The organism is Listeria immobilis, from assembly GCF_014322845.1.
Lineage (GTDB): Bacteria > Bacillota > Bacilli > Lactobacillales > Listeriaceae > Listeria > Listeria immobilis.
Genome location: NZ_JAASUA010000010.1, coordinates 1 through 13174 on the forward strand (window position 1 = coordinate 1; position 13174 = coordinate 13174).

The 13174-nt window shown below is 36.2% G+C and carries 9 protein-coding genes and 1 other annotated feature; of the genes, 1 reads left to right on the forward strand and 8 read right to left on the reverse strand.

Annotation, left to right across the window (positions count from 1 at the left end):
• On the forward strand, nt 1–184 hold a 184-nt coding region (locus HCJ45_RS14875; RefSeq protein ID WP_222717938.1), incomplete at its 5' end, for a hypothetical protein.
• A gap of 73 nt (nt 185–257) precedes the next feature.
• Here HCJ45_RS14875 and HCJ45_RS15060 read toward each other — a convergent pair.
• The 8 genes from HCJ45_RS15060 to HCJ45_RS11755 all read right to left on the reverse strand — a co-directional run bounded on the left by HCJ45_RS15060 (nt 258) and on the right by HCJ45_RS11755 (nt 13094).
• Nucleotides 258–392: a hypothetical protein gene (locus HCJ45_RS15060; protein WP_281384482.1), complete on the reverse strand. Its 135-nt coding sequence runs from the start codon at nt 390–392 to the stop codon at nt 258–260.
• A 491-nt stretch (nt 393–883) separates the two neighbouring features.
• Nucleotides 884–4084 carry an MMPL family transporter gene (locus HCJ45_RS11725; protein WP_187124921.1) on the reverse strand — a complete coding sequence of 1067 codons (3201 nt, stop codon included), beginning with the start codon at nt 4082–4084 and terminating at the stop codon, nt 884–886.
• Nucleotides 4085–4099: 15 nt separating this feature from the next.
• On the reverse strand, nt 4100–4552 hold the full coding sequence (locus HCJ45_RS11730; RefSeq protein WP_187124922.1) for a MarR family winged helix-turn-helix transcriptional regulator: 453 nt from the start codon (nt 4550–4552) through the stop codon (nt 4100–4102).
• Nucleotides 4553–4698: 146 nt separating this feature from the next.
• Nucleotides 4699–8109 (reverse strand): FtsX-like permease family protein, encoded by a 3411-nt coding sequence (locus HCJ45_RS11735; RefSeq protein WP_187124923.1) that lies wholly within the window; start codon nt 8107–8109, stop codon nt 4699–4701.
• A 13-nt stretch (nt 8110–8122) separates the two neighbouring features.
• A complete protein-coding gene (locus HCJ45_RS11740; protein ID WP_185347658.1) occupies nt 8123–8824 on the reverse strand; it encodes an ABC transporter ATP-binding protein in 702 nt (233 codons plus the stop codon).
• Between the two features lie 117 nt (nt 8825–8941).
• Nucleotides 8942–11350: a phenylalanine--tRNA ligase subunit beta gene (pheT, locus tag HCJ45_RS11745; protein ID WP_187124924.1), complete on the reverse strand. Its 2409-nt coding sequence runs from the start codon at nt 11348–11350 to the stop codon at nt 8942–8944.
• Complete coding sequence (gene pheS / locus HCJ45_RS11750) at nt 11350–12402, reverse strand: phenylalanine--tRNA ligase subunit alpha (protein WP_187124925.1); 1053 nt, start codon at nt 12400–12402, stop codon at nt 11350–11352. Before pheS ends, pheT begins: the two co-directional genes overlap by 1 nt.
• Nucleotides 12403–12447: 45 nt before the next feature.
• Nucleotides 12448–12678, reverse strand: a binding site (T-box leader).
• Nucleotides 12679–12770: 92 nt separating this feature from the next.
• Nucleotides 12771–13094 carry a winged helix-turn-helix transcriptional regulator gene (locus HCJ45_RS11755; protein WP_003721618.1) on the reverse strand — a complete coding sequence of 108 codons (324 nt, stop codon included), beginning with the start codon at nt 13092–13094 and terminating at the stop codon, nt 12771–12773.
• Between the last annotated feature and the right edge of the window lie 80 nt (nt 13095–13174).

Consider the following 13174-nt stretch of genomic DNA (forward strand, 5'->3'; position numbering starts at 1 on the left):
CTTGCTACTGTACCCATTTTTCTTCATCCCTTTCTGCTCATTTTTAGAAAAAAACGCCACTTACGAGAATCTCATAAGTGGCGTATTCGGTATTAGGCTTAAAACCCGAAGTTTTAAGAAAATTGTTGCTCAATTTGATCCATCAAATTCGCAAATTCCGTCACCTTTAGTTTTAATTGATTAAACTGATCAAAAAATTGTGAAAAAGCTTGCCTCTCCCATTCACTGCGAAAGTGTTCACGTAATGGAAATAAGCATTATGGCATTTGTTCGATTTCTCGTGCACTAATTTCAAAAGGTTTCACACGATCCCGTAAATCAGCTGAGGTCATTCTAATTGTCCAGCCATAAAAACCATCTTCTATATATTTTTTCAATTCCCAATATATCACAACTCTACTCTATTGTCTGTGTCTAATTTGTGAAATTTATAACTTAAAAATATCCTGTTTGAGAAAGCTATTACTATCTATGTGTAAGGGTAAAAAACTAGGGGCACATGGATTGATGAAGATCTTTTTTATCATAGGAAAAAATTTCATTCGCCTAAAAAAATCAGCGGTACCAAAATCAACACAATAATAGTGTGAAATAAAAACATCCTTTTCAATCACCTAATCATGGAAAAAGTAATCAACTAATCACATATCCGGGACTATGATATGAACCTTATCCAAGTATCACTACCTTTACATTTGGATAGGGTATGTGTTTTAAGGAATTAAACATACCACACATATCAAGAAAATTGGTTTTTGTTTGGTATTCATTTTCGTGGAATTGGCATAGTTTAAAACAAGATGGCTCTGCAAACTAATAAATTATTTCCAGTGAAATCAAAAACCGCACTCCTTTAAAAGGAAATGCGGCTTTTTATTGGTTGTTATTTTTTCGGTGGGACGTTTTCTTGATGGTCTCCTTTTCTTGTAATGAATGGCCACCAGTTACCACGACCGAAAAGTTTTACCATAACTGGAACGAACAATGGTAAAATAACGATGGCATAAAGGATAAGCCCGATTAGAACTACTGTTGCAATTTCTAATAGCGAAAGAACACCAGCTGGCATCATTGCGGCAAATGTTCCACCAAGAATAATGACTGCCGAGAAAATGACGCCTCCCATGTTTTTCATCGCTTTTATCATTCGTTCACGAACCGAAAGTCCATTATATTCGTTAAATCGGGACATTAAGAATATGGAATAATCAATCCCAAGTGCGACTAGAACAACAAATCCAAAGAATGGAGTTGCCCAAGTAAGTCCACTATAGCCTAGGATTCGCATGAAGATAATTTCTGCAAAACCAAGGGCTGCAAAATAAGTTAATACGAGTGAGGCGATTAAATAAAGTGGCATTACTAGAGAACGTAATACAATAACTAGAGTAATAAATACACTTGCCAAAACAATGATCAGTACTAAATGATAGTCGGCGGTGGACATATCACGTGTATCATAATTAGCGCTTGTCATCCCGCCAATCCCAATTTTAGCATTTTCAAGTTTAGTTCCTTTTGTGCTGGCTGCTAACTGCTCATTAATATCATCTATTGAATCCATTGCTTCATTAGAATATGGATTTTTTGTTAATACAACATTAATTGTTGCTAGTTTGCCGTCATCAGAAATATATTGATCTAATACTTTTTGAAAATCTTCATTTTTTAGTAGTTCATCTGGAACATAAATTCCGGAACTTGCATACGGCACATTGGACCAATCATTGATAAGACCATTTGCAGTATTTAAACCACTTTGTACTTTGCCTAAACCGTCTGCTCCAGATTTTAAGCCACTCGTAAGTTCACCCATCTGCCCACTAATTCCAGAAAATCCATCTTTTAGTGCGCCTTGTCCAGCGGCAATTTGACTTAAAGCGGTTGATATTTCGGGCATTTTAGCAACAACTTGACTTTGACCATCTGCGGCTTGATTTAAACCTTGTTCCAATTGATCAAGTCCTGTTTCTATTTGGCTAAGGCCGGAATTAAATGCACTTAGACCACTAGAAATTTGTTTTGATTGTTCATTTAATTGGGCCATTGCAGTAGCCAACTGTTGGATACCTTGATTTAGCTCGGTCATTTTTGTTTGTAGTGTAGCCATTTGGTTATCGGCGGCTGTTTTAAGTTCAGTTCCAGCAGTTTGTAAACCTTGTATATTTGCGGCTAGTTGTTGGAACTTAGGATCATTGCTAATTTCTGGATGTGCCGCAGCGAAGGTTTGGAAGGAATCTGCAATTTGTTTAAACTGCGCTTCTAATTTAGATGTATCAATTGCTTCTGCATTTGGATCCGTGAAACTATTTAGCTGATCTGCTACACTTTGGAGATTTTTTTGAATTTCTACATAACCAGCTTGAATTTGAGTCTCGCCATCTTGTAGTGCAGTGAGTTGTGTTTTCGCATCTGATATGCCTTGTTTTAGGTCACCTGCTCCACTTGCTCCGCTTTCAATACCTGTTTGAATTTGTGTAAGAGCGGTTTGGAGTTGTGTGATACCTTGTTGAGTTGCGACGGTACCTTGTTGTAAATCACTAACACCTTCCACTGCCTGATTTAACGCTGGTTCCGATTTTTTTAGTTCGGAGCTGGCTGAATCAAGCCCCTCCTTCACTTGTCCAACACCATCTGTTGCTTGATCGACACCGTTATTTACTTGACCGGCTTGGTTGTTAATGTAGATATCATCCACACGTTTCCCTGCTGGTCGTGAAGCACTCATAACCATATCGACACCTTTTAAATGTGATAAATCTGCTGAAATTTTTTCAATTTGAGCAATATAATCTGCTGTCCGCATATTATCGTCATTTTCAATAAAGATTTGCGTTGGTGCTACTTGCCCTGCTCCAAAACTATCTGAAACAATTTCAAATCCTTTTTTTGATGGATATTTATCACTAATTTCATCTAATGAGTTAAATGATTCTGTTCCTGTATGAAGTAAAATTGGAGGTAAAGTAATGGCTGCCACGATAAGTAATGCTATCCAAGGTCTTGCAAATGCGAATTTACCAGCAGCTCCCCAAACTTTATTTTCTTTATGACTAATATTTTTATTTAATGGCCAGAATAAATGGGTTCCTAGTGTACTCATGAAAAATGGCACGAGTGTATAGAGCGAGGCTAGTAAGACGATAATACCAACACCAACTGCTACAGCGGAACGATATAAATCAAACTGTACAAAATAAAGAGAAGTAAATGCCACGAGTACAGCTACCCCACTATAGATGACTGTTTTTCCAGCTGTACGATAAGTTGCATGAACAGCTTCTTGCGGATTTAACCCTGCGCCCATTTCTTCTTTAAAGCGACTCATTAAGAGAATACAATAATCCGTTCCTATTCCAAACATAATACAAACCATAAATATTTGTGTATATGTAGAAACAGGGAAATTAAATAGGTCGATTAAAAAAGCTACGGAACTTTGAGCTACGAGATAACTTATGCCAACTGTGATAAGTGGAATAAATGGTGCTACTGCTGAACGAAATACAAGAAATAGTACGACAAGAATAAAGACAACAGTAATTCCTTCTGTTTTATGTAAGCCATCTTCTGAACCTTGTATAACGTCCTCTTGAATTAATTTATTCCCAGTTAAATAACTATCCATTCCTTGGATATCCATTTTTTTATCTAATGCGTTACGAATGCTCTTAACAGAAGCTTCTGAGTCATCCACTGTTAAAGTAGCCACCATTGTTTTTCCGTCTTTTGATAAGAATTTTTCTTTTAATTCTGGCTGGTTAAAACTAGATAAAACGTTGGTTACATGGAGCGCTTCTTTATCTTTATCAATGGAGTCCAATGATTTTTCGATATGCTTTAAATCAGTCCCAGTTAATTTATGATCTGCATTATAGACTGCTATATAGGCCGAACCTTTTTCATCAGGATTATGTTTCTTTTGCATTTCTGTAGCTAGTGAAGACGGATAGCCATCAGGTAATTTTAGCTCCCCTTTTTCACGTACTAAATCTGCCATGGGCGGCGCAACTAGCATTAATACAACAGCTGCCACAAGCCAAAAAGCCAAAATAGCCCATCGTAGTTTTAAAACCCATTTCATACCAAATCTCTCCTTTTACATTCTTGTTTGAATGACTGACCTGGTGATTTTTTCATATAGCTTTAAAAATTGTTCGCTCTCTGTTTCTCCTAGAATTTCTAACCATTCATTAACAAGGTTTTCCATTTTCTTTTCACATTCTTGATAAACCTCATTTCCTTTTTCGGTGATGGTTAAAACAATTGCTCGCTTATCACTTGGATTTTTTGCTCGGGTAATATAGCCTTTTTCTTCTAGCTTTTTAAGTTTTGGTGTGACTGCACTTTTATTTACTAATAAAGAAATAGCTATATCACTTGCGCTAATTCCATCATTATCAGCAACTTCACGTAAAACAAAAAATTGCTCGATAGATATATCCGCAGTATTAGTAGAAAGTTCTGATATAACTTGATGAATTTGTGTTAATGCAAATATGTATGTTTGTTGATAGCTACGAATCAGTTGTTTTATTTTTTGTTTTTCCAAATAAAGTTCACCCCTTTAACTATTTTTTAAGTTTAGTATTTTTTACGGATTTAGTCAAATAAAAAAACCTGCTAAAATGAGTCGGCTCCTAAAAGGTGAATTTTGAGTTTTCCTTTTAAGAACCGCTTCAAAAAGCAGGTTTCTCCTTATTCTACTGATTTAAGTGCTTCAATCATATCAATTCTTTTTAATTTAATATGCATAACTATCATTACAATAGAAGCGAAAATTAATGTTAGAATACTAGAAAATAGGTAACTTGTCCAATTAATTGTTGGGCTAAACATCATTTGGTCCACTTCTGCAGTGGTGATAATAAAGCGATGTAGGAAAAAGCCGAGTACAAAACCGGTGACAATCCCCATCAGTGTCAAAATAATGTTTTCTCTATATACATACATTGTCACTTCTTTTGGATAAAAACCAAGTACCTTTATGGTTGATAATTCTCTAATGCGTTCTGATACATTGATATTTGTTAAATTATATAATACGACAAAAGCAAGCAATGCAGCAGAAGTGATCAGTACGACAATAACAATATTTAAGCTATCCAATGTATCTGTCAACATCGAACTTACATTGTTAGAGAATGTTACGTTTAAAATCGATTTACTGTCCACTAATTTCTCCGCAAAATCGGTTTCGGTCTTTTGTGAAGTATCCTTTAGCATTAATAAATCTAAATTATAAACAGGCTTTTTATCAAAAATTTGCTGATAATAAGTTGGAGTCATATAAAGGTAGTGCATTGCATAGTTTTCGGTAATCGCACTAACTTTAATGCTAAACTTATCATTTTGCGCATTTTTAACTGTAACTTTATCTCCTGGTTTTATATCATATAATTTAGCTAATTTTTCACTAATAATCGCTCCATCGTTTGTTAGTTTTTCAGTTGTATGGCTCGCCCGATCGCGAAGCACAATATAATCAGGTAATTCATTTACATTTTTAGGAACAATAATCGAAAGTGCTTGTGCTGATTGACCAGACTTCACTGCATCCAGATTGGTTTGCGCAAAAGCCAATTTATTCGCAACATTTGGATCTGCTATAAGTTCTTGATACGTTTCTTTCGCTGACTTGGGTGCGCTAGTATCTTGATAGATGGCAGCATCGTACTTCATAATCTCCCCATACTGCATTGTGGCAATATCACTAATAGAGTTTCTAAGGCCAAAACCTGTCAAAATCAGCGCTGTACAACCTGCTACTCCAAGTACCGTCATTAACATCCGCTGCTTATAACGGAAAAGATTACGTGCTGTTACTTTACTTGTAAAATTCATTCGCTGCCAAATAAAATGAATACGTTCTAAGAAAATTCTTTTGCCTATTTTTGGTGCTTTCGGGCGCATTAGAGTAGCTGAATTCGCGCGAAGTTCCGCACGACAAGCCACATATGCAGTAAATGTAGTACAAAGTAGTGCTACAAATAAAGCTAATAGGCTGTAACTCCAGTAAAATGCTATGTCTACAGATGGCATTGCATACATTGATTTATAGGCATTAAAAATAATATTTGGGAAAAACTGGAAACCAATTAAGATTCCCACGACACTTCCAAGCACACTTGCAATGGAACCATAAACAAGATATTTCAAAATGATGCTGCTATTGGAATAACCGAATGCTTTTAATGTCCCAATTTGTGTTCTTTGTTCCTCCACCATTCGAGTCATTGTTGTTAAACAAACAAGGGCAGCAATTAAGAAAAAGAAGATAGGAAAAGCGGTTGAAAGGGAAGTTAAACGATCTGCATTTTCTTTATACTCGCTATAACCAGGATTATCATTTCGGTCCAGTACATAATATTTTGGTGATTTTAATGCATCTAGTTTTTCTTGACCAATTTGGACATCTTTTTCCGCTTTTGAAAGTTTGGTTTCTGCTTTTTTCTTTTCAGCTGTAAATAAGTTGAGATTTTTTTCGTATTCAGCTTCTGCAGTATTTAACTTCGTAAGTGCCTGTTGTAATTCTGCTTGTCCTGTTTCTTTTCCAGTAGCTAATTCTTGTTTGGCGGAAGTAAGTTTTTTCATTCCTGCCTCATATTGTGCTAGCCCTGTTTGATAAGTGGTTTTGGCTGTTTGTAATTCTTGTTTTTTCTGCGCAAGATTTTTAGCACCTTGATCTAGTTGTCGTCTATCAGCATTTAATTCATTTCGCGCTGCTTGATAAACTTGTTCTCCCGCAGTGACCTGTTCAAGTGCTGCATTAAGACTAGAACGAATTTCAGCATCTGTAATAGTACCGCTGTCGTAATCGTCCATCAAATTATCTAATGTCTCTTTATAATCAGCTTTTTCACTCGCTGATATTTCTAATTCTGTTGCAATTTGTTCAAATGAATCTGTTAAAGCTGCTCGGTCTAATTGATAATTAGTTAAATCTGGTTGGCTTAACGCATTTTCTAAAGTTGATCGTGCAGTTCTTAAATAACCATTAACACTGTTTAAAAGGATATTGTTATCTTCCCATACAGCTTGATTATCATTTAGCTCTTCTTCTGCTTGTAAAAGTGCTTCTTCTCCGTCGGTAATTTGGCTTTTAGCAGCAGTAAGTTTTGTATTGGCATTAGCAAGTTCCTGTTCTCCAGCAGTAATTTCTGCCTCCCCTTGCTTGATTTTAGCATCGTAACTTGCTTTAGCGGCATTATACTCTGAAAAACCCGTATCGATTTGTGCTTTTGCGTCTGCTAATTTAGCTTCATTTGCTTGCAGTTCAGCTCTAGCTTTATTTATATCATTTGTTGCATCGTCCAGTTTCTTTTGCTCTGTTTGTTTAATTTTAGCTAAGCGATTTGCTGGTTGTTCTTGAAGTGCCTTTTCAATATTTGCCTTGTCTTTTTTTTCTGTGGAAATATATGTATCACTAAAAGCTTTTTGGGAGGCTAAATTTTGAAATGTTATATTGGCAACTGTATATTCTGGCAAATCAAAATCTTGTTCTGGAATGACACCAAAAGCATCTGTTTTTCCTTTACCAACAGTACTTGAGCCACGTTCAGATTTTTGAATGTAAGCAGGCGACTGAACAAAACCAACCACTTTATAAGTTGATTTAGCTAATGTATTAGTTAATTCATCCCCGCTACTATCCACAAAAGTTACTTTATCGCCAAGTTTTACATTTTGGTGAATCGCTTTATTGTTATCCAGTGCAATTTCTCCAGATTTTTCTGGTAAATGTCCACTTATCACTTTGTATTTGTTTAAGTTTGCTTTTTCTGATAAGGAATATAATTTAGTTACTATATTTTTATCTTTCATCAGTGTATCTGCCGTATAGCCAAGTTCCACTTCTTCTATACCTGAAATTGATTCTAATGCTTCTTTATCTGATTTATCTATGCCATAGGTGGATTGTACACGAAAATTTGCTAACTCATATTTCTGAAAATAATTATCAGCAGTTAAAAGCATGTCTGGTCCTGTCGCTTTAAGTCCGGAGAAAAAAGCAACCCCCAGCATAATCAACATAAAAATTGAGATAAAGCGGCTTTTCGAACGCCAAATTTCACGGAAAATGTCTTTCCATAATGCTGTACGTTTCACTAGTTGCTCCTTTCTACCATTCTAAGTCATTAATAGACATTGGTTCCGGGTTTTCTTTAATACTACGAACTTTTGCGTTATTAATTTCGATGATTCGGTCCGCGATAGGAGTTATTGCTGTATTATGAGTAATGATAATAACTGTAGTACCCGTGTTTTTACAGGTTTCTTGGAGAAGCTTTAAAACTGATTTTCCCGTATCATAATCTAGTGCGCCTGTTGGTTCATCGCAAAGTAATAATTTAGGTGCTTTTGCAAGAGCCCTAGCGATAGCCACCCGTTGTTGCTCTCCACCAGAAAGTTGTGCGGGAAAATTATTTAAACGATGACTTAAGCCGACTTGTGTTAAAACTGTCTCCGCATCTAAAGCATTGGGTGCAATTTGAGCAGCTAATTCCACATTTTCTTTGGCAGTTAAATTCGGTACTAAATTATAAAACTGAAAAACAAAACCAACATCTGTTCGGCGATATTTGGTTAATTGTTTTGTATTATACTGAGCAATATCTTGGTTATCAACCATAATTTTGCCCTCACTGGCGTTGTCCATTCCTCCTAAAATATTTAGAACAGTAGATTTACCTGCACCAGAAGGACCAACAATAATAACTAATTCCCCTTTTTTTATTCCAAAGTTTATTTTGTCATTTGCTGTAACAACATTCTCACCCATTTGGTAGTATTTGGATACATCTTTCATTTCTACATAGGTCATTTTTCCCGTCCTTTACTTTGTGCCATATTTAATTATTATACCATGCACTATTTCATTAAGTGAAGTTAAAAAAGTTAACCTGTAAGAAAATTGTTTCTCACAGGTTAACTTGGATAATTAACGAATAATCGCGTTTAATTTTTCTTGTAACGCTTCGATAACCTTATTTGTTGCTTTTTGTACATCTTCTTCCACAAGTGTTCTTTCGTTATCAAGGAATGTTAATGTATAAGCGAGTGATTTTTTATTTTCCCCAATGCTTTCACCTTCAAAAATATCAAATAACTCTATATTTACCAACAAGTTTCCGCCATGTGCTTTGATAACTTGTTCAATCATTGCATGATCAGTCTCTTTGTCAACAAGTAGCGCTAAATCACGTGTCATTTCTGGATAGCGTGGAATTGGATGGTAGACAATTTTTTCTTTAGATGCCGCAAGTAATGCTTCCACATTGATTTCAAAGACATATGTTTCTTTTAAATCGACACTTGCTTCTAAAGCTGGATGAAGACCAGCAAGGTAACCAATTTCTTTTCCTTCTATATAAATGCTTGCAGTTCTTCCAGGATGTAACTCTTCTTTTTCAGTTTGTTTCCAAACTAGTTCTGCTTTAATGCCTAACTTCTTCACTAAACCTTCGACAATTCCTTTTAGAACGAAAAAGTCTACTGGTTTCGATGCTTTTTGCCAATCATTCTCTTGCCAGTTACCGGTAATCAATCCTGCCAAATGTTCTTGTTCAATTGGTAAATTATCACCTTCTGTTGCAAAAAATACTGTTCCCATTTCATAAAGTGCCACATCCGTATTTTTACGAGCAATATTATAACTTGCGCTACGAATCAGTTGTGGTACGATACTTGTTCTTAAATGGCTATGTTCTTCACTCATTGGCATTGAAAGTGCTACTGTGTTTTCGTTAGTTAGCGCTAAACGAGTCGCATCTTTTTTAGAAGTCAGCGAATAAGTCAATGCTTGGTTAAGTCCCGCACCTTCTAAATAAGTACGCATTACACGGCGCATTTTTTGACTTTCTGATAAGCCACCAGTTGTACTTGTTGCTGGAAGTGTAGCTGGAATTTCATCGTAACCATATATACGAGCAACTTCTTCTAAAATATCAGCTTCAATCGTGATATCCCAACGTCTAGATGGTACTTCAATGATTAAGGCATCTTCTTTTACTTCTAATACAAAGCCAAGTCGATTAACAATAGTTTCTATTTCAGATTGAGTGATTTCTGTTCCTAAAATGCGATTAATCCGTGTTAAGCTTGTTTCAATTTTATTGATTGCTTTTTCACGGTTATCTACTTCGACAACGCCACCAACTAATGTGCCACCAGTAAGTTCGGCGATTAGCGCACCACCATGAGCAAGTGCTTTCTCAACTTTCCAAGCATCTGATCCTTTATCATAACGAATACTTGCTTCGGTGCGTAAATATAATTCTCTCGATGCTTTCCCTATAGAAGAACTACTAAAAATAGCGCCTTCTAACGCAACAGTTGTAGTATTTGCCGTAACTTCTGAAGATTCTCCGCCCATAACCCCTGCAATTGCAATTGGCTCTGTTCCATTTGTAATGACAGTATGACCAGCTTGAAGTTTTCGTTTTTCACCATCTAATGTAACAATTTCCTCATGTTCTTTAGCGGAACGAACCACGATTTTTTTGCTGCCAATTTTATCATAATCAAATGAATGTAACGGTTGTCCATATAATAAATTAATGTAATTAGTGACGTCCACCACATTATTATGCGGTCGAATTCCTGCCTTCATCAGTTTTGTTTGTAACCATAGTGGCGATTCTTCGATAGAAATATTTTCAATCATTTTAATTGCATAATAAGGTGTTTCGGTAGGATTTTCCACTTCTACAGTTAAAAATGCCTCCGCTTTTCCTTTTTCTGAAACATCGGGTTGTCTTGGTTGCGCTGGTTTTTGGTGAATAATCGCTCCAACTTCATGGGCTACACCGTTCATACTTAAAGCATCTGCACGGTTAGGTGTAATAGCCATATCCAAAATTGCATCATTTAGACCCATTAATGCGATTGCGCTCACGCCAACTTCCACATGTGCCGGTAAAACATAAATTCCCTCTGCATAAGCTTTAGGAACAACTTTACTTTCAAACCCTAGTTCTGCGAGTGAACAAATCATTCCTTCTGATACTTCACCACGTAATTTAGCACGTTTGATTTTAAGACCACCGGGAAGTCTTGCGCCAACTTTAGCAACAATCACTTTTTGTCCAGCAGCAATATTTGGTGCCCCGCAAATAATTTGTACAGGTTCTTCATCGTCTGTTTGTACTAAACATTTATTTAATTTTTCTGCATCAGGATGTCGTTCACAAGTTAAAACTTCCCCGACAACAATGTTTTTCAAACTAGCGCTTAATTCTTCTACACCTTCAATTTCGATTCCGGTTCTTGTAATTGCTTCTCCTAGCTCTTCCGCAGATAACGGGAACTCTTCAAAAAATTCTTTAACCCAATTATATGAAACTAACATTAGATTTCCCCCGTTTCTGTACTTTGAAATTGCTTCGTAAAGCGTAAATCATTGGTATATAAATGGCGAATATCATCTACCGCATATTTCAACATGGCAACCCGTTCTGGTCCAATACCAAAAGCAAACCCACTATAACGAGTAGAATCTATCCCGGACATTTCAAGTACATTTGGATGAACCATGCCACTACCTAGAATTTCAATCCACCCAGTTCCTTTACAAACTCGACACCCTTTTCCACCGCATTTAAAACAAGAAATATCCATCTCAACGGAAGGCTCTGTAAACGGGAAAAATGATGGGCGCAAACGAATTTCACGTTCTTCGCCAAACATGGTTTTAGCAAGTACAGTTAAGGTTCCTTTTAAATCTGCAAAAGTAATATTTTCACCAACCACTAGTCCTTCGATTTGGGTAAATTGATGGGAGTGAGTCGCATCATCATTATCACGACGATATACTTTACCTGGACAAATTACTTTGATGGAACCATTTTTAAAATCATGTTTTTCCATCGTTCTTGCTTGTACTGGTGACGTTTGTGTGCGAAGTAAAGTATTTTCTGTAATATAAAAGCTATCTTGCATATCGCGAGCTGGATGGTCTTTAGGTAAATTTAATGCTTCAAAATTGTAATAATCTAGTTCTACTTCTGGACCTTCAGCAATTTTGTACCCCATTCCAATAAACATATCTTCCATTTCTTCCACTACTTGAGTCAACAAATGGCTAGTCCCAATACTTGGCTTACTTCCAGGTAAAGTTACATCAATTGTTTCGGATTTTAGCTTTTCATTAATTGCTTCTTCTTCTAAAATTGTTTGTTTTTCAGAGATAGCTTCTGTTAAAGCTGTTCTTACTTCATTAGCGAGTGAACCCATTTTTGGTCTTTCTTCAGCAGAAAGTTTCCCCATTTGTTTCATGATTTCTGTCATAGGACCTTTTTTACCAAGGTATTTCACTCGTAAATCGTTCAATGTTTTTAAATCAGTTGCCGCGGAAATTTGTACTTCTGCCTCACTTTTCAGCGTTTTCAATTGTTCTAACATACCGTTCACTCCTTCTTTTTAGACAAAATAAAAAAGCTCTATCCACAAAGGGACGAGACTTCTCGCGGTACCACCCTAATAAGAACAAATAAATTGCTCCCACTCAAAATTTTGATAACGGCTTAGTAACCGGTCCACCTTCACGTTAACTACGCTTCCCAGTGGCGACTCCAGAGCTGAAATGTTCACAAATTTGTTTGCAAAGTGGCTTCCAGTCTTTGACCACTTCTCCCTATCCAGACGCACTTTGTTACTTTTCTCTTTCATTGTCTTTTCGTATTTAGATAGTATCTATTATAATATGCTTTAATCAAATATTCAAGCTAAAAAATAATCTCTCCAAATTTAGAGGAGAGATTATCCTTCGTTTAATTTGGCACTTCCACCCATTTATCAGCCCAGCACTGGACCTCTAGCATTACTTCTTGGAGTGCTTTACCTTTTTCAGTTAGTTCATATTCAATGCGTACAGGAGTTTCTGGATATACTTGTCTTAAGCAAATATCCATTTCCTCAAGTTCCTTCAAACGTTCTGCAAGCACCCGATCACTCATTTGTGGTATCTCAGCGGCAACTTGTTTAAACCGTTTTGGACCAGTCAGTAAGACATTGATGATAAGTCCTGTCCAGCGTTTACCTAATAATTGGAACGCCGATTCAAATTTCGGACATACTGTATGTGCATCAGTCATAATTCTCACCTCTCAAGACATTGTAACATATTTATCATCAGAAAGTAACTAATTAATACCACGTTGCTTATTTTTAGTAA